Source organism: bacterium, assembly GCA_028820935.1.
Taxonomy (GTDB): domain Bacteria; phylum Actinomycetota; class Acidimicrobiia; order Spongiisociales; family Spongiisociaceae; genus Spongiisocius.
This window is the reverse complement of record JAPPHZ010000045.1, coordinates 26,850-43,518: the sequence shown is the minus strand read 5'-3', so window position 1 is coordinate 43,518 and position 16,669 is coordinate 26,850. Positions and strand designations below refer to the sequence as shown.

Genomic DNA, 16,669 nt, shown 5'->3' with positions numbered 1-16,669 from the left:
GTTACAGTAAGGGCATGACGCCTTCCCCGATCACCCCACTTGCCCGCAGCCGCGCGCTCGGGTTGCTTTGTGCCTTCGTACTCGTCCTTGTCGCCTGTTCCGACGATCCCGAGGTAGTCACTACCGAGACCGCGGCGCCGGAGACGACGAGGGCGGTAGAGCTGACCACTACCACCGTCCCCGCAGGGACGCAGGTGGACACCACCGCTCCGACCACGACCACCAGCATGCCGACCGAGGAGTTTCCCGGCCGTACCGTTCTCGCCTATCTCGAACAGATCCGGGACATCGCCGTCGCAACGGGCCAGATGGCGCAGGACATGCGAGCGGCCAACAACGACTGGGACAACCGGTCTGTGACCGGCGTCACGTTCGAAGAGACGGATGCCGCCCTGGTGGACATCAGGGACCGGGCCCGCCAGTTGCGTGACGCTATCGGCCTCGTGGAGCCGCCCACCGAGTTCGGCCTTCCGGTAGAGCATCAGACGGCTTGGGTGGCGTCCGGGGAGATGGCGGATGCCGCGGTGGAAGCGCTGGCGGGGCTGAGGTCGCCCGACACCGGAGAGCGGCGCCGGGCGGCGTTGTCCGGCTTCATCGTCTCCTTCGAGCGCTTCAGCGGGGCGGTGGGCCGGATCGTCGACATCATCGACGTGGGTGGTCCCATCGACCTTCCGACCGTCACGGTGGCGACCACGGCGCCAACCACCACGACCACCACTACTGCGGCCGCCGCCACGACCGCCACTACTTCCGCAGCTCCCACTACCACGGACGCCACGACGACCACCGTTGCGGCCACCACCACGACCACCTTGTCGGCGGTTGTCGAGCACAGCATCGTGGACAGCGGCGGAGATTCCTCGGACCCGGTCCAGCTCTGGATGACCGTCTCCGTCGAGGTCGGCACGACCAAGAAACAGCTGGCGGAGCTGGGAGCCCGGCTGGCTACGGAGTACAGGCTCTCGCGCGAGTACCAAGCCCTGGTTATCCACTTCGTTCGCTTCCCCGAGGGCACTGCCACGCTCGGGCGGTGGACCGACGCACCCCACGGCGACTGGGAGCGGGCCGGCGAGGCGACCAAGGGTGACTACTCCACCCACCAGATCGTCGACGAGACCATCGAGAAGGACTGGTCTTCGCTTCCGACGGATGAGCAGATGGACGTCTACCGGAAGTACACGGACTACCGGACCGCGTACGAGTTCGACAACGAGGTGTCCCTGCCCGACGCGGAGCTGATCCCGCTCGCCGCCGCTGCTCTCGGTCTCGAGGAGGCCGCCATCGAGGGCGCGATCGACGCGTGGAGCGTATGGGTGGCGGACGCTTGGAGGCCCTCGTAGGACTATTGGCCACCACTTCCGGCGCCTGAATACCGGCGTCCGGGGTGCTCAAGGTGTTGGCCGGGCTGCGCTGTTATCATCGGGTCCAAGGGAAGGGAGACTACGGATGATTCCCAAGATCCAAGGTGGCGAGATCATCATTATCCTCGTGGTAATCCTGCTCCTGTTCGGCGCCCGGAAGCTTCCGGAATTGGCGCGTTCGCTGGGCAGCTCGGCTCGAGAGTTCCGTAAGGGAGTCGAAGAGGGCCGCACCGAGGAGCAGGACGAGGCAGCACCCACCACGATGATCTCCGATTCCAACACGACCACTTCCGGTACCGAGACCTAGTTGCTAGTTGCTAGTTGCTAGTTGCTGTTGGATTCCACTGACTAGCAGTCGCTGACGCCCCCAGAAGGGGCCGCTGGCCGCTTTCCGGTGGCCAGACGGTCACCGGGGCCATTCAGATCTACTGCAGCCGTTGAGCCTGGTGGGTTCCCCGTGTCATTCCCGAGTTACGCCATCCACTGACCGCTGACCACCGGATCAGCTCGAGAGGGCAGTCAGGTAGTCCTCGAACTGGCGGGCGACCAGGATCTCTTCCGATCGGATTATGTCGGTCACGGTCCCACGAGCGTTCAGCACGAAGGTGGAGCGCATGGCAGCCCCCAAGGAGTCGTTGAAGACGCCGTAGGCCCTGGAAGTTTCCCCGTGTGGCCAGTAGTCGCTCAGCACCGGGTAGTCGATCCCTTCCCGCTCGGCCCAAGCGTCGTTGGCGAACCGGGTGTCGCAGGTGATGGCGACCACGTTGGATCCGAGTTCCTGTAGCTGTCCCAGGTTCTCCTGCAGCTCGCAGAGCTCGCCGGTGCACACCTCGGTGAACGGGAACGGGATGAACACCAGCAGGGTCTTGTTGCCGCGCAGGGACTCCAGAGTGACCTGCTCGTTGTTGGTGTCCGGTAAGGAGAACGCCGGTGCCGGCTGTCCTATTTCGATCGCCATATCAACTCCTCGTCTTCGGTCGACTCCGGGCCATACTATCGGCGGCGCGCGAGCTCTCAGCCGGTGAAGGGGTCGTCGAGCAGAACCCTCGCCGCCCAGCCGGTGACGTCGGCGAGTTCCCGTGGGGAGGGCATTCTGTCAGGGCCTTCCCAGATCCTCCGTACCGCTTCCGGCCCCCAGCGCGCACCTACCTCGGCACAGAACCCGGTGCCCCTGCCGTCGACGCCAGCCGACGAAGCGCTCCGGGGGGTTCCGGCGAATTCGGATCGATCCTGCCGGTTGGCCAGCCGTTCGGTCATCGCGGCGCGGATGGCCGCCAGGTCTGGAAGCAACCCGGTCGAAGCCTGTTCGACCAGATATGCGCCGTACCCCTCCACCATGGTCATGGCGGTATGAGCCTCTTCCAACAGCTCCTCGTCCACCCCGCCTCCGAACAGCGCGTTCATCCCGCCCGGTTGGCCGAACGCCTCCTCCAGCCGAGCAGGGTCGGTGAGGGCCTCCTGCCAGATACCGAGCGCGCCGGTGTCGAGTTCCATCGAAGTCACCAGTGATCCGAACAGATCGATCAGATGGGGTCGGACCCACGGTAGGCCGAGTAGGGCCTCGTGGACCGACTCGTGGAATGCCGCCCACAACCTGACCTGGCGGGGATCGAGTCCGTGTTCTGTCGCGAAGCGTTCGATGTTGGGAATGTGGAAGGTGATGCCGACCGGCTCGGCGGTCGGCAGCCCGGCATCGAACGAGCCGAGCGCCTGCGTGCTCAGCATCCCTACCAGCGCACCGGCGTTCATGCCCAGGAGCACCGGACCGAGGGGTTTCATCAGCCCGCCCAGCGGGCCGGATCCCATCCCGTCCAGGCGGTCCGCCATGGGATCGACCAGGTAGCGGAAGGATCGGAGGTGGAGCCTGGCCCATTCCTTCCGACCGACCAGGACCGGCGCCAGAGTCGGATCGGTGGCTAGGCCGGTGGTTGCGGGGACCTTCAACTGGGCCAGACGAACGAGTTCCAGGTATTCATCGGCGATCCAGGGATCGATCGGTTCGGGCTCACCCGAGACATGGCCGGCCAGTTGCTCGGCCAAGGCCCAGTTGACCGGGCCCGGCCGGCTGAGCAGCTTCATGAGCTCGTCGAGGAGGTTGCGATCCGTCATTTGCGCGCCCCCCTATACGTTGGCACGGCGTCGTGCACCACCGTAGTCCGCCGGGGAAACTGACTTGGCGCGGTCTGCTAGCGCCCACGGTCGGTCCGGAGTGCCCTCCTAGACTCCAACGCATGGAATCTCCGCAGCCGGGGGAGCGGGCTCGATGCCGGGTCAGGGTCTCCGCCCGGCCCATCGATCCGCGTTCGCTGGTCGGCGAGGTGAGCGGCCCGCCGAGCGGGGCCATCGCTCTCTTCCTGGGTACCGTGCGGGATCATTCCCACGGCAGGCAGGGGATAACCCACCTGGAGTACGAGGCCTACGAGGCTCATGTGGTGAGCAGGATCGAGGAGATCGTGGAAGAAGCCACGGCTCGCTGGCCCATCAACGCAGCAGTGGTCGAGCACCGGGTCGGACGGGTGGAGTTGACCGAGGCCTCGGTGGCGGTGGCTGTCGCCTGTGCGCACCGCGCCGAAGCATTCGAAGCCGCCCGATACCTGATCGACGAACTCAAGTCCCGCGCCCCCATCTGGAAGAAGGAAGTCTGGCCGGAGGGAGAAGCCTGGTCCCCGGGCTCGTAGTCTAGTTACTAGTTGCTCGTTGCTCGTTGCTAGTTGCCAGTTGCTAGATATTTAGTTGTTGGTTGTTAGAGAACTAAAATACTAGAGACTAGAAACTAGAGACGTCCCACCAGTTTCCAGGCGATGGGGGTGGCGCCGGCGGCCAACAGGATCTTGATGGTGTCGCCGATGATGAAGGGGGCCATTCCCTTCTCGACGCCGACTGCGAGGTCCCAGGAGAACGTGTACATGAGCCAGGCTACGCCCAGGGCGTAGATGATGAGGTTGCCGGTCAGGAAGGTGCCGACCGAGGTGGCCAAGCGGCGATCGTGGCGCTGCTCGGCGAGGTAACCGGTCACGTAGGCGGCCACGATGAACCCCACCAGGTACCCGCCGGTCGCTCCGGTGGTCACTTCCCAACCACCTGTTCCGCCCGCGTAGAAGGGAAGCCCGATCGCCCCCAGAGCGACGTATAGCAACTGGCTGGCGGCCCCCTCCCGAGATCCGAGAACCGCACCGGTCAGGAGCACGGCGAACGTCTGCCCCGTGATCGGTACGGGCGTGAAGCCCAGCTGGATCCGGATCTGGGCACAGGCCGCGGTCAGCAGGGCAAAAGCCGCAACCCGGATGGCGGCGGCGACGCGTGCGTCCATGTTCCCGAGCGGGATGATCCGGGCGGAAAGCACCTCCGGCTGGTAGGTCATGGTGGGCTCCTTGGTGTTGACTGGGCTTTGGACTCGATCGGGCCTGACCGGGTTTCATGGCCATCCGATCACGACCGTGGCTACTCGGCGGACCGGGGCTGGGTGACAGGCTACCGGGCGCCGATGATCCGGTGTGCACGGCCGGTGGTTAATCTCGATCAGGCCCTATGCACAAGCTTCCCGAGACTTCCCCGAGTCGTGAGGATCCTGCCGGCAGCAAGGACTCCCGGCAGCCCACGGGTCGTGTCTGGCCGGTGGCGGCCGCGGTCGGGTTGGTCTGTTCGACGGTGGTGGCCGGGCTCCTGTGGTTCGTCACGGTCCCGTACTACGCAATGTGGCCCGGACCGATCGGTGAGGTGGTCGACTACGTGACCGTCGAGGGCGGTCCCTCCGTCCATCCGTTGAACGGGGACCTTTACCTGTTGACGGTCAGCCTGCAGGAGGTGAACGCGTATGCCCTGGTGGAGGGCTGGCTGGATCCGCATGTTGACGTGGTACCGCGAGATCTGATCCGCCCGGAGGGTGTCACGCCCGAGGAGCATCGGGAGCGGAACCTTCAGATGATGGACAGGTCCGTGGACAGCGCCATTCTGGCGGCGCTTGAGTACCTGGAGGTCCCGGTCACGCGCGCCGAGGACGGGGTGCTGGTCGTGTCTGTGCTAGAGGACGGGCCGGCGGCAGGGATCCTCGAGCACGGTGATGTGGTGGTGGCGGTAGAACACTTGCCCGTCAATACTCTCGAGGAGGCTACGGGCGCCATCGGCTTGAGAGAGGTCGGCGACATCGTGGTGCTCAGCATCCTGAGGGACGATGATCGTTACGACCTCGAGGTCGTCCTGGCCGAGCACCTGGAGGATCCCGGGCGGCCGATGGTGGGCATCGGCCTGGGCGACTACACGCCTCCCATGGAGCTGCCCTTCGAGATCGACATCGATCGGGCCACTTCCGGGGGCGGTCCGTCGGCGGGCATGATGTACGCGCTGGGCTTGATCGACCTGCTCACGGAAGAGGATCTGGTCCGGGGGAACATCATCGCCGGTACCGGCACCATCTCGTCCGACGGGCACGTGGGGCCGGTAGGAGGCGTTCGCCAGAAGGTCATCGCCGCCCAGAACGCCGGGGCCCGGTACATCCTGGTGCCGCAGCAGAACTACCCGGACGCAGTGGCGGCCGGGTTGGATGGTGTCGAGATCCTGGCTGTTTCCTCGATCGCGGAGGCGGTTGAGGCCGTTAGGGGTTTAGCGGCCTGAATGCGTCCGTCACAGGAACTTATCCCCAAGATGCGGATCACGGGGTAGAGTTATCCACATATGAACAGAGAGACGCCTGTCGCGGACGCCGAGGAGCTGGCATTCAGCCGCACCCTCCTGGGCTATGACCCTCTCGAGGTGCGGGCATTCGTCAAGGAGGCCAACCAGCGTATTGCCCGGCTCTCCTCCCCGGGCACTCGGATCCCGGACGAGAGCGGAAGGGTGCCGGAGCCGGAGTTGAGTGGGGCCATCGCCTCGGCCGTGCGGGAGATCGACGATGTACTGGAGTCGGCCCGATTAGCGGCCGAGCGTATCCGCAACACGGCCGAGGTCGATGTGTCGGACAGCGTGGAGTCGGCTCACCAGCAGGCCCGCGAGATCGTGGCCGAGGCGGAGGACGAAGCCTTCACCCTGCGGCAGGTTGCCTGGGAGGCGGCCACGGACATGCTGGAGGCGGCGAGTTCCGAGGTGGCCGAGCTGCGAGCTGAGGCGGAGCGTGATGCCCTCCTGATCATCGATGACGCGGAGCGCCGGGCGATACGGAATCTGGCGGCGGCGCGCCGGGACTCCGAGAACGTCCTGCAGACGGCGAGGGTGGAGTACGACCGTTTGGTCGAGCTGGCAAGCGTTGCCGGCCCGGACGCAGACGCCGAAGGGGGCGGCGATGAGCAGGTGCAGGATGGCGAGGACGCCGAGTCGGCTACCGCGAGGACCAAGCGATTGGTGGTGCAGGTTCCGGCGGCTAACGGGCAGGTCGAGGAGTCAGGCCCGCCGGCTCCACCCCAGGTGTACGGCACGATCCGGGTGATACCTGCCGGTTCGACCCCGGCTGAGGCGCCGGCGAAGGGCGAATCGGCGGAGCCCGCAGGCAGCGACGATAACGAGGGAGTGGCGGGCGGCGAATCTTCCATGCGTCTCGGCTGGGCCGATGGGACGCGGAGCGTTCGCCTGGTCGGTACCCCTGCTACGCGGGCCCGCGTCGAGGTCGATGCCGTGGAGGTGGCGCGGGAGGTGGCGCGCCTCCGGTCCGGATCAGAGGGCGGTGTCGAGGCGGAGAACGGAGAACCCGCGTCCGCAGCACGACCGGATCGTTCCGCTGAACCGTCCGCGCCGGCCAGGGCCGGAACCGGGCCCGGTCCCGGCAGAGCGCCCGGTACCGCCCGCGGCGATAGCGGAGACGCCGGCCGTATGGCGCCGTCGGATGACGAACTGGCGGCACTCTTCGCCCGGTTGCGGAGCCGGGTCAGGCGCTCCAACTCCCCTTTCTGAGGTAGCCCGCTACCCTCCTGGATCATGATCAGAATGGAGCCGGGCTCATTCCGGCGGCCTCGCCGCCGTTCCAGTCGCTGGCTCATCCTCGTGGCGCTGGCCGCCTTCCTGCTCCTGACGGCGCTGAGCGGGCTGGCCACGGCATGGACCGACTATCTCTGGTTCAGTTCGGTGGGCGCCACGTCGGTATGGGTCACCAGCCTGCTGTCCCGCATCCTGCTGGGGCTGGCCGGCTTCGCGGTGGCCGCCCTCGTCATCGGGATCAACCTGGAGGTGGTCTCCCGCTGCAAGGTCACCCCGCTGATAGACGGAGGCCCGGATGACGAGGTGATCCGCCGCTTCCGGCAATGGATCCGCGCGCGCCGGATCCGCGCCCACCTGGCCGGGGCGACGGTTCTGGGGCTCCTGCTCGGCGTCTCGATATCCGCGTGGTGGCGGGACGTGCTGGTCTGGCTCAACGAAGTCCCGTTCGGGAAGGCCGATCCGATCTTCGGGGTCGATGTGTCCTTCTACGTGTTCCACCTACCCGTCTACCGGAACATCGTTGGGTGGGCGATCCAGCTAGTGGTCGCATCCGCGCTGGTCTCGCTGGCATACCACTACTTGAGCGGCGGCATCCAGCGGCTGCCGAACCGGTTCCCGCTCGTATCGAGAGGGGTCAAGTCTCACCTGTCGGTCCTGCTGGCGGCTTTGGCGCTACTCAAGGCGGTCGCCTACCGGCTCGACGCCTACGAACTCCTGTACTCCACCCGGGGCGCCATCTTCGGCGCTTCCTACACAGACGTCACCGCCCATCGCCCGGCCCTCACTTTGCTGATGGCCATCTCGATACTGGGCGCGGGCTTGCTCCTGTGGAATATGCGCCAGGCAGGCTGGTTACTGCCGGCGGTTGCGGGCGGGCTGTGGCTCATCGTCTCGGTGGTGGTAGGCGGCGTCATCCCGGCGGCCATCGAGCGTTTCCGTGTCCAGCCCAACCAGTTCAACCTCGAGCGCCCCTACATCGAGCATCACATCGAGTACACCCTGGATGCCTACGGCCTGGGGGAGGGGCAGGTGGAGACCCGCGACTTCGCGGCATCGCCGGACCTGACCAGCGAGGACATCGCCGGTAACCAGGCGACCATCAGCAACGTGAAGCTCTGGGACCCCGGCGTGCTGTTGCCGGCCTACTCCCAGCTGCAGGCGATCCGCCCCTACTACCAGATATCCAATGTCGATACCGACCGGTACGTGATCGACGGGGAACTGACCCAGGTGATGGTCGCCGCCCGGGAACTGGACTCGGAGGACCTGCCGGCGGAGGGATGGGTCAACGAGAAGCTGGTGTACACGCACGGGTTCGGGGAGGTGATCTCCCGGGCCAACGATGTAAACCCGACCACGGGCGAGCCCGACTTCCTGGTGCGGGACGTTCCACCCGAGTCGATAGTGCCCGAGCTGCAGACCCTCCAGCCCCGCATCTACTTCGGCGAGGCGGCCGAGTCGGGTAGCTACGTCATCGCCCGGACCAACCAGCCGGAGGTCGACTTCCCCTCCGGCGAGGACGACACGGTGGTTCGCAACACCTATGAGGGGGAGGGCGGCGTGCCGCTGTCCAACTTCGCGGTCCGGTTTGCGATGGCGCTGCGGTTCGGTGACCTCAACACGCTCATCTCGCCCGAGCTCAGCCCGGAATCCCGGGTCTTGATGGTGCGCAACGTGGTCGATCGGCTCGCCCGCGTGGCGCCCTTCATGCAAGCCGACAACGATCCGTACCTTGCACTCATCGACGGGCGCCTGGTGTGGATCGTAGACCTCTACGCGACCACCGACCGCTACCCGTACTCGGCGCCGGTCATCGACGAGCGCCTCGGGATCACCTCGGATCTGTCTCGCGATTTCAACTACATCCGCAATTCGGTGAAGGCGGTGGTCGACGCCGAGGACGGCACCATGACGCTCTACGTCCTCGAACCCACTGATCCGCTCACCCAGGCCTACCGGAACGTGTTCCCCGAAGTGTTCACGGACGCTTCCGAGATGAGCGAGGAGCTACGGGGCCACCTGCGCTATCCGGAGGACATGTTCCGGGTTCAGTCCGAGATGTACGCCACCTATCACCAGTTGGACCCGCAGGACTTCTTCCAGGACGAGGACAAATGGGATATCCCGGGCGATCCGGCCACATCCGACCGGGAACTGCTTCGTGGCGACGCGTTCGATCAAGCCGGCCGGGTCAGAAAGGACCTTCGCCAGAGCTTGCCGTACTACATGCTGATGAGGCTGCCGGATGAGGAGGATCTGTCCTACCTGATCTTCCAGAGCTTCAATCCGGCCAGCCGGAACAACATGACCGCCTTCCTGGTGGCGAAGAGCGGTCCCTCCGACTACGGGAAGATCATCGACTACCGCCTGCCCAGGGGAGTGCTCACCAACGGGCTCGAGCAGGTGAGCGCGCGGATCGACCAGGATCCGGTCATCTCCCAGCAGTTCACCCTGCTGGGGCAGCAGGGATCGGAGATCATCCGGGGCAACATGCTGGTGGTGCCGGTCGAGGAGTCTCTCCTGTTCATTCAGCCCATCTATCTCAGGGCGGAGGGGGTCCTGCTGCCCGAGTTCAAGCGGGTTGTGGTGGTGTTCGGTGACCAGACCACCCCGATCATGAGCGAGTCGCTGGATGCTGCCCTGGCGGAGACCTTCGGTTCGGCGCGGGCCGTCGTGCGCCCCGACGCCGACACCGCGTCCGAGGATGCCGTTACCGCTCCAGGTGACGGGAGCGACGAAGTTCAAGCCACGGTCCTTCGGATCGACCGTCTCCTGACGGAGGCCGATCAGGCCCTCCGCGCCGGTGACCTGGGCGAGTACCAGGCGAAGGTCGACGAGGCCGCCCGGCTGACCGAACACCTGGTCGGCTTGCTGGAGGGATGAGCAGCTGACCGGAGGCCGGGTCCACCGATCCTATGATGGACAGCCCGCGACCTTGGGAGGCGGTGGATGCCGGGTCTGATCAGGTGGTTCGGGGATGTCTCTCTGAGGGACGTTCCACTCGTGGGAGGCAAGAACGCCTCGCTCGGGGAGATGTACTCCAATCTGGGTTCGTTGGGCGTGATCGTGCCCAACGGCTTCGCCACCACCGTGGACGCGTTCCGGCTGTTCATGGGCGAGTCGGGACTGCAGGCCCGCGTCGACCGGCGCCTGCTCGAGGCCGGCAGGGATGATCCGGCCGCGTTGCGCGATGCCGGAGAGGACATCCGGCGGTGGGTGGCGGGCGCGCCGGTTCCCGAACGGCTGATAGACGAGATCGGCGCTGCCTACGAAAGCCTGGGCGCCGAGCCGGGCGGGTCGGTCGTGGCGGTACGCTCGTCGGCCACCGCCGAGGACCTGCCGGACGCCTCCTTCGCCGGCCTGCAGGACACCTACCTCGGCGTGCAGGGCGCCGACCGGGTGGTCCGGGCGGTCCGGGATGTCTTCGCCTCCCTCTTCAGCCACCGGGCGCTCAGCTACCGGATCCGGAGCGGGTACGACGAGGGCGGGGTCGCCATCTCCGCGGGCGTGCAGAGGATGGTGCGCAGTGCCGCGTCCGGGGTCGTGTTCACCATCGACACAGAGAGCGGGTTCGACGGGGTGGTGTTCATCACCGGCGCCTACGGGTTGGGTGAACTCCTGGTCCAGGGAGGCATCAACCCCGACGAGTTCTACGTGGCCAAGCGGAACCTGGCCGCCGGCCGCCCGGCGGTGATCTCCCGGACGCTCGGAACCAAGACGCAGCAGATGGTGTTCGGCGAGTTGGGGGGATCCGAGGTCGAGGTGGAGGACGTGCCGCTGGCCGACCAGCGCCGGTTCTGCCTCAGCGACCCGGAGATAGAGGAATTGGCCCGCCAGGCGGTGGCCATCGAGGACTACTACGGACGCCCGATGGACATCGAATGGGCGAAGGACACCGACGACGGTCGCCTCTACATCGTCCAGGCTCGTCCGGAAACAGTGCGGAGCCGGGAGAGCCAGGCGATACTCACCCGGTTCCGGCTGGATGGGAGCGGCGCCGTTCTGGTGACAGGCCGCAGCGTGGGCCAGCGGATCGGCGCCGGCACGGTGAGGGTCGTCCACTCTCCCCGGGACATGAACCGGGTCGAAGAGGGTGATGTCCTGGTCGCGGACATGACGGATCCGGACTGGGAACCCGTGATGCAGCGCGCCGCGGCGATCGTCACCAACCGTGGCGGCCGCACCTGCCATGCCGCCATAATCGCTAGGGAGCTGGGAGTTCCGGCCGTGGTGGGGTCGGGGAACGCCACCCGGCGGCTGGAGGATGGCGCCGAGGTCACGGTCTCGTGCGCGCAGGGTGAGATCGGGAGGGTCTACGAAGGAGCCGTACCGTTCCGGACCGAGGTGGTTCAACTGGATCGCATGCCGGATCCGCCCACCAAGGTGATGATGAACGTCGGGAACCCCTCCCGAGCCTTCGGATTCAGCCGGATTCCCAATCACGGCGTGGGCCTGGCCAGGATGGAGTTCATCATCAACAATGCCATCGGGGTTCACCCGAAGGCCTTGCTCGACTACCCGGACGTTCCTGATGACGTGCGGGAGGGCATCGAGGAGCGCATCGCCGGATACGAGAACCCCCGGTCGTTCTTCATCACCAAGCTGGTGGAGGGGATCGCAACGCTGGCTCTCGGCTTCCACCCCAAGCCGGTGATCGTGCGCCTGTCCGACTTCAAGTCGAACGAGTACGCCCACTTGCTGGGCGGGAGCCGGTACGAGCCGACCGAGGAGAACCCGATGCTCGGGTTCCGGGGAGCTTCCCGGTACCGCTCCTCGGAGTTCGCCGATGTGTTCGCGCTCGAGTGCGAGGCGCTGCGGCGGGTACGGAACGAGCTGGGTCTCGACAACATCGAGGTCATGGTCCCGTTCGTGCGGACCGTCGAGGAGGCGTCCAGCGTGGTGGAGGTGTTGGCTCGCAACGGCCTGCATCGCGGGCAGGACGGGCTGAGGATCATCATGATGTGCGAGATACCCTCCAACGCCCTGCTCGCCTCGGAGTTCCTGGAGTTCTTCGATGGCTTCTCGATCGGGTCGAACGACCTGGCCCAGCTCTCCCTGGCATTGGATCGCGACTCCGCCCTGGTAGCCGGCCTGTTCGACGAGCGTAACCCGGCTGTCAAGGAGTTGATCCGGTTGGCGGTCGAGGCGTGCCGCGATGCCGGCAAGTACATAGGAATCTGCGGCCAGGGCCCCTCCGACTATCCGGACTTCGCGGCGTGGCTGGTGGAAGTCGGGCTGGAGAGCGTCTCGTTGAATCCCGACACGGTTGTCGAGACCTGGATGTACCTGTCCGGCCAGGAGGCATGAGGTCGTGCGCGGCATCCCTGGTGCCCGAAGGATCATCCGGATGCCCGGGTTGCACAACCGCGCCGTTTGCTGACCGGTCGTGCCGGTAGTCTTCGCGCTGCTGGCGGCGGCGAGCTTCTCGGCCCTCGCCATCACGGTCACCCGGGGTTTTCGTAACAACAGCCTTATGACCGGCCTGATGGTGTCGCTGCCGGTCGGAGCCCTCGTGACCGGCGCCTTGACCCTGGCCGATCCCCCGACCGGCCTGACGCTCCGGGCGATCCTGTTCTTCGTGGTCGGAGGGATCGTGGGAGAGGGGGTGGGCAGGACGGCCTTCATCTTCGCGGTCAGGCTGATCGGGCCATCCACCGCCACGCCCCTCCAGACCGCCACCTACCCGGCGCTGGCCCTGGTGGGGGGATGGATCGTGCTGGCCGAGCCGGTGACTGTCTGGCGCGTCGCCGGAGCAGTGGCCATAGCGGCAGGCATCACGGTGCTGGTGAGGGGACAGCCTGCCGCCGGCGGGGCCGGTGGCCTCCGGAAGCCCGTCAAGGGCCGGCGGTGGGCCTATCTCCTACCGGTACTTGGGGGAATCTCGTTCGCGGCCTCGGATCTGCTGCGCAAGCTGGGCCTGGAAGAGACACCCCATCCCGCCTTCGGCGCGGTGAGCGGGACCATCACGATCATCTTGCTCTGGGTCGTGATCCTGGCGCTGGCGCCCCGCATACGCGCCACGGTCAGCCTGGAACCCGGGTGGCAGTGGTTCATACCCACCGGGCTCCTGGCCGGCCTGGGCGTGCTGGCGGTTTTCCGGGCGCTGGAGTCCGGAGACGTGTCGGTGGTAGGTCCGATCATCATGTCCCAGCCCCTGATGGTGGTGTTGTTCTCGGCGCTGTTCCTGAGGGACCTGGAGAAACTGACCAGCAAGGTTGTGGCCGGCGCTGTCTTGACCGTCCTCGGGCTGGTAACCATATCTAGTTTCTAGTCTCTGATTGCTAGTTTCTAGCTTCTATATATAACTAATAACTAGCAACTAGCTCGTCGAGACTCGCACGCAGCGCATCGGCCAGGTCCGTCACCTGGCTCTCCGTCATCACGAAGGGCGGCGAGATCTGTACGGCGTTGCCGAACAGGATCCTGCTCAGGACCCCGTGCTTGCGCAGGGCGCCGTTCATCTGATCCGGTAGCTGCGGGTTCTCGGCGGTCGCCTCGGGCGCCAGCTGGACGGCTGCCAGAGCACCGACGCCGCACCTCACCTCGCTGACGAGATCGTGCGCGGCCAGCGGGCCCAGCCCGGCCGCCAGCTGCGCCTCCAGCCGGCTCGCCTCCGCCAGCAGGTTCTCCCGCTGGATTATTCCGAGGTTGGCGATGGCGGCTGCCGCCACGGTGGTATGTCCCGTGTAGGTGTAGCCGTGGCGCCACAGGCCGGCGTCTCCCTCGAACCACGGCTCGGCCACGTGGGGCGCCGCGATCACCGCGCCCAGCGGAAGGTAGCCCGAGGTGATGCCCTTGGCACACGTGACCAGGTCGGGCTCCAGGTTCCAGCGCTGGCTGGCAAACCACATCCCCGTGCGCCCGAAGCCGGTTATGACTTCATCAGCGATGAACAGGATGCCGGTGTCCCGGCAGATGCCCCGGACCTTCTCGAGGTAGCCGGGCGGGGGAGCGAGGACGCCGCCCGCCCCGATGATCGGCTCGCAGATGAATGCGGCGATACGTTCGGCGCCGATCCGTTCGATGACGTCCAGGAGGGAGTCGTGCGAATCCCACTCCACCAGGGCTGTGTCGGTCAGCAACTTGCCGTAGCCGTCATTGTTGGCGGATATACCGGCGATGCTGGTGCCGGCGGTGTGCATCCCGTGATAGGCGCGCGACCGGCTGAGCACGAAGGTCCGTTCGGGCCGGCCCATGGCGGTGTGGTAGCGGCGCGCCAGCTTGACGGCGGTGTCCACGGAGTCGGAACCGCCACTGGTGAGAAAGCTCACGCTGTCCGGAACCGGCGCGATCATCGAGAGACGGTCGGTCAGCTCGTTCACCGGTGGCGAGGTGAGGTCTCCGAAGGTCGAGTAGGCCTCGAGGGTGCGCATCTGGTCGGCCACCGCGGCTGCGATCTCGGAGCGTCCGTGCCCGATATTGCAATACCACAGGCTGGCGGCGGCATCGAGGTACCGCTTCCCCGAGTCGTCCCACACGTAGCACCCGTCGCCGCGCGCTATCACCAGCTCGCTGCGCAGCACTGCCCGCATGTCCGCGAACGGATGCCAGAACTTGGTAGCCATGGGTACGCCCCCCGACGGTCGCTGGGTCGATCATGCCCTGTAGCAGGGCCGCCGGGAATGATAGCGAGACTCCTGGTTGCCGCACGGAACCATCTCCGGGGGACCGCGATCCGCCCGGTGTCTCACGACCGATGGCCGTTACTAGCCTTGGACGGTCCTGCCCGGCTGGGAGGGCGACGGCATTTCACGATCCTGGAGGTGAAGGCGATGGCCAAGCCGGCGGTGGCTTTCGGTGGTCCGTCGCCCGAGCACGACATCAGCGTGCTGACCGGGCTGCAGGCTGCCCGGCTCCTGGCGGAGGCCGGGACCGACCCCCTGGTCCTCTACTGGTCGAAGACGGGTGCCTGGTACATGGTGGCCGCGGACGGCGAGGCCGATGACTACGCGGCCGGGATCCCTCCGAAGGCCCGGGAGTTGCGCTTCGAGGCTCGCCCACAGGCCGGATGGTTCCTGAAGCGGCGCCGCCTGGAGGTGGACACGGTGCTGGTGTGCTGTCACGGTGGCCCGGGCGAGGACGGAACCCTGCAGAGCGCCATGGACCTGGCCGGCATCCGCTACTCGGGGCCGGACGCGTCGGCCTCCAACCTGTTGATGGACAAGCTGACCTTCGGGGCCTTGATGGCAGCATCGGGGTTTCCCAGCCTGCCCCGGGTCCCGGTGAATACCGGCGGCCCTCCCGGCTTCCCTCCCCCCTACATCGTGAAACCCCGCTTCGGCGGGTCGTCGATCGGTATCGAGGTGGTGAGCGACTACGAGACGGCGGTCGCGCTGCTCCGGTCGTCGCCGCACCTGGACCGGGGAGCCGTGATCGAGCCCTACCTCGAGGGTGGGCGGGATCTCAACGTTGCCGTGCGGACCTATCCGCGGCTGGAACTGTCCGCCATCGAGGCGCCGGTCAGCGAGCAGTTCTACGACTACCGCGAGAAGTACCTGTCGGGAGGAGGCATCGAGGGGTCGGCCCGCGAGTTGCCGGCGAGCCTTCCCGGCGAGGTCGAGGAGCGGATACGGTCGATGGCCCGCCGTGTCACCGAGTTGACGGGGATCCGGTCGATGGCCCGGATCGACTTCCTGGAGAGGGGCGGCGAACTGTGGATCAACGAGGTGAACACCATCCCCGGCAGCCTCTCGCTCTACCTGTGGGTGGACCCTCCCATCAGCCGCCGGCAACTGGTCGTGGACATGGTTGCCGAGTTGGAGGCCGCAGCCCCTCGCCGGTTCTCGGTGGCCGGGGCTGATGGAACGGCCTTGCGGGGAGCGGCCGCCATCTCCAAGAAGCTGGGTTAATCACTAGTTAGTGATAACTAGCAGCTACAAACTAGCGACTATAGGTTTATGACCGGGCAGGTGAGGGTCCGGGTGATTCCGGGGATCGACTGGATCCGGGCAACCACCAGCCTCCCCAGCCCATCCACATCTTCCGCTCCGGCCCTGACGACGATGTCGTACGGTCCGGTGACGTCGTCGGCCTGGGACACGCCATCGATCAAGCGGACTTCCTCCACGACCTGCTTGGCCTTGCCGACTTCGGTCTGGATGAGGACGTATGCCTCGACCACGGTTCTCCTCTCGGTCTTGGGGTACGGACTATACCGAGTCGGAGCGCGCCCGGATAGGGGCCTATCTTCCGTCCGAGCCCATCCGCACGGAGTGGACGAATCGTAGACCGTCCGACTCCTCGAGGTCGAAGATGATCCGCTGGCCCTGCCGGAGCAAGCGGAAGACGCTTCCCGCCAGCGACCCGGCCCGGAGATAGACCTCGCTGCGATCGTGGTCCAGGACCACCACCCCGGAGCCGGTGTTCGGGTCGTAGATCTTTACCACGCCTTGCATGGTTCGGGA

The 16,669-nt window shown here is 66.4% G+C and carries 15 protein-coding genes; 9 read left to right on the top strand and 6 right to left on the bottom strand.

All coding sequences use genetic code 11. The features are described 5' to 3' along the window. Positions 1-14 precede the first annotated feature (14 nt). Both OXM57_13215 and tatA read left to right on the top strand, forming a co-directional pair. On the top strand, positions 15-1,340 hold the full coding sequence (locus OXM57_13215) for a hypothetical protein (GenBank protein ID MDE0353637.1): 1,326 nt from the start codon (positions 15-17) through the stop codon (positions 1,338-1,340). A gap of 106 nt (positions 1,341-1,446) precedes the next feature. Further along, positions 1,447-1,668: a twin-arginine translocase TatA/TatE family subunit gene (gene tatA / locus OXM57_13210; GenBank protein ID MDE0353636.1), complete on the top strand. Its 222-nt coding sequence runs from the start codon at positions 1,447-1,449 to the stop codon at positions 1,666-1,668. A gap of 195 nt (positions 1,669-1,863) precedes the next feature. Here tatA and OXM57_13205 read toward each other — a convergent pair whose 3' ends face one another. Next, a complete protein-coding gene (locus OXM57_13205) occupies positions 1,864-2,319 on the bottom strand; it encodes a redoxin domain-containing protein (GenBank protein ID MDE0353635.1) in 456 nt (151 codons plus the stop codon). Between the two features lie 56 nt (positions 2,320-2,375). After that, positions 2,376-3,470 carry a zinc-dependent metalloprotease gene (locus tag OXM57_13200; protein MDE0353634.1) on the bottom strand — a complete coding sequence of 365 codons (1,095 nt, stop codon included), beginning with the start codon at positions 3,468-3,470 and terminating at the stop codon, positions 2,376-2,378. A 122-nt stretch (positions 3,471-3,592) separates the two neighbouring features. On the opposite strand from OXM57_13200, the gene OXM57_13195 reads away from it, so the two are divergent. Then, positions 3,593-4,039, top strand: a complete 447-nt coding sequence (locus tag OXM57_13195) for a molybdenum cofactor biosynthesis protein MoaE (protein ID MDE0353633.1) — start codon at positions 3,593-3,595, stop codon at positions 4,037-4,039. Positions 4,040-4,134: 95 nt separating this feature from the next. On the opposite strand, the gene OXM57_13190 is transcribed toward OXM57_13195, so the two are convergent. Next, positions 4,135-4,722: a biotin transporter BioY gene (locus OXM57_13190; protein ID MDE0353632.1), complete on the bottom strand. Its 588-nt coding sequence runs from the start codon at positions 4,720-4,722 to the stop codon at positions 4,135-4,137. A gap of 167 nt (positions 4,723-4,889) precedes the next feature. Here OXM57_13190 and OXM57_13185 point away from each other — a divergent pair, with 167 nt between their 5' ends. From OXM57_13185 to OXM57_13165, 5 genes are all read left to right on the top strand, one after another. Continuing rightward, positions 4,890-5,972: a PDZ domain-containing protein gene (locus OXM57_13185; GenBank protein MDE0353631.1), complete on the top strand. Its 1,083-nt coding sequence runs from the start codon at positions 4,890-4,892 to the stop codon at positions 5,970-5,972. A 60-nt stretch (positions 5,973-6,032) separates the two neighbouring features. Further along, the gene (locus OXM57_13180; protein ID MDE0353630.1) at positions 6,033-7,241 is read left to right on the top strand and encodes a hypothetical protein; all 1,209 of its coding nucleotides are present in this window, start codon (positions 6,033-6,035) and stop codon (positions 7,239-7,241) included. Positions 7,242-7,274: 33 nt separating this feature from the next. Continuing rightward, the gene (locus tag OXM57_13175) at positions 7,275-10,148 is read left to right on the top strand and encodes a UPF0182 family protein (GenBank protein ID MDE0353629.1); all 2,874 of its coding nucleotides are present in this window, start codon (positions 7,275-7,277) and stop codon (positions 10,146-10,148) included. Between the two features lie 66 nt (positions 10,149-10,214). Then, positions 10,215-12,572: a phosphoenolpyruvate synthase gene (gene ppsA, locus OXM57_13170; protein MDE0353628.1), complete on the top strand. Its 2,358-nt coding sequence runs from the start codon at positions 10,215-10,217 to the stop codon at positions 12,570-12,572. Positions 12,573-12,651: 79 nt separating this feature from the next. Then, positions 12,652-13,536, top strand: a complete 885-nt coding sequence (locus OXM57_13165) for an EamA family transporter (protein MDE0353627.1) — start codon at positions 12,652-12,654, stop codon at positions 13,534-13,536. Between the two features lie 34 nt (positions 13,537-13,570). Here OXM57_13165 and OXM57_13160 read toward each other — a convergent pair whose 3' ends face one another. After that, positions 13,571-14,830: an aspartate aminotransferase family protein gene (locus tag OXM57_13160; GenBank protein ID MDE0353626.1), complete on the bottom strand. Its 1,260-nt coding sequence runs from the start codon at positions 14,828-14,830 to the stop codon at positions 13,571-13,573. Between the two features lie 207 nt (positions 14,831-15,037). On the opposite strand from OXM57_13160, the gene OXM57_13155 reads away from it, so the two are divergent. Then, positions 15,038-16,114: a hypothetical protein gene (locus OXM57_13155; GenBank protein MDE0353625.1), complete on the top strand. Its 1,077-nt coding sequence runs from the start codon at positions 15,038-15,040 to the stop codon at positions 16,112-16,114. 38 nt (positions 16,115-16,152) lie between these two features. Here the strand turns inward: OXM57_13155 and OXM57_13150 are convergent, their stop codons facing one another. Both OXM57_13150 and OXM57_13145 read right to left on the bottom strand, forming a co-directional pair. Next, positions 16,153-16,386, bottom strand: a complete 234-nt coding sequence (locus OXM57_13150; GenBank protein ID MDE0353624.1) for an Lrp/AsnC ligand binding domain-containing protein — start codon at positions 16,384-16,386, stop codon at positions 16,153-16,155. Between the two features lie 61 nt (positions 16,387-16,447). Next, the gene (locus tag OXM57_13145) at positions 16,448-16,660 is read right to left on the bottom strand and encodes a cold shock domain-containing protein (protein ID MDE0353623.1); all 213 of its coding nucleotides are present in this window, start codon (positions 16,658-16,660) and stop codon (positions 16,448-16,450) included. Positions 16,661-16,669 lie beyond the last annotated feature (9 nt).

Excerpts from the sequence above, each read along its gene's own strand:
- OXM57_13190 (MDE0353632.1), bottom strand. The coding sequence starts at position 4,722 with ATGACCTACCAGCCGGAGGTGCTTTCCGCCCGGATCATCCCGCTCGGG.
- OXM57_13155 (MDE0353625.1), top strand. The coding sequence starts at position 15,038 with ATGGCCAAGCCGGCGGTGGCTTTCGGTGGTCCGTCGCCCGAGCACGAC.
- OXM57_13205 (MDE0353635.1), bottom strand. The coding sequence starts at position 2,319 with ATGGCGATCGAAATAGGACAGCCGGCACCGGCGTTCTCCTTACCGGAC.
- OXM57_13215 (MDE0353637.1), top strand. The coding sequence starts at position 15 with ATGACGCCTTCCCCGATCACCCCACTTGCCCGCAGCCGCGCGCTCGGG.
- OXM57_13180 (MDE0353630.1), top strand. The coding sequence starts at position 6,033 with ATGAACAGAGAGACGCCTGTCGCGGACGCCGAGGAGCTGGCATTCAGC.
- OXM57_13145 (MDE0353623.1), bottom strand. The coding sequence starts at position 16,660 with ATGCAAGGCGTGGTAAAGATCTACGACCCGAACACCGGCTCCGGGGTG.
- OXM57_13160 (MDE0353626.1), bottom strand. The coding sequence starts at position 14,830 with ATGGCTACCAAGTTCTGGCATCCGTTCGCGGACATGCGGGCAGTGCTG.
- OXM57_13195 (MDE0353633.1), top strand. The coding sequence starts at position 3,593 with ATGGAATCTCCGCAGCCGGGGGAGCGGGCTCGATGCCGGGTCAGGGTC.
- OXM57_13175 (MDE0353629.1), top strand. The coding sequence starts at position 7,275 with ATGGAGCCGGGCTCATTCCGGCGGCCTCGCCGCCGTTCCAGTCGCTGG.
- ppsA (MDE0353628.1), top strand. The coding sequence starts at position 10,215 with ATGCCGGGTCTGATCAGGTGGTTCGGGGATGTCTCTCTGAGGGACGTT.
- tatA (MDE0353636.1), top strand. The coding sequence starts at position 1,447 with ATGATTCCCAAGATCCAAGGTGGCGAGATCATCATTATCCTCGTGGTA.
- OXM57_13185 (MDE0353631.1), top strand. The coding sequence starts at position 4,890 with ATGCACAAGCTTCCCGAGACTTCCCCGAGTCGTGAGGATCCTGCCGGC.
- OXM57_13200 (MDE0353634.1), bottom strand. The coding sequence starts at position 3,470 with ATGACGGATCGCAACCTCCTCGACGAGCTCATGAAGCTGCTCAGCCGG.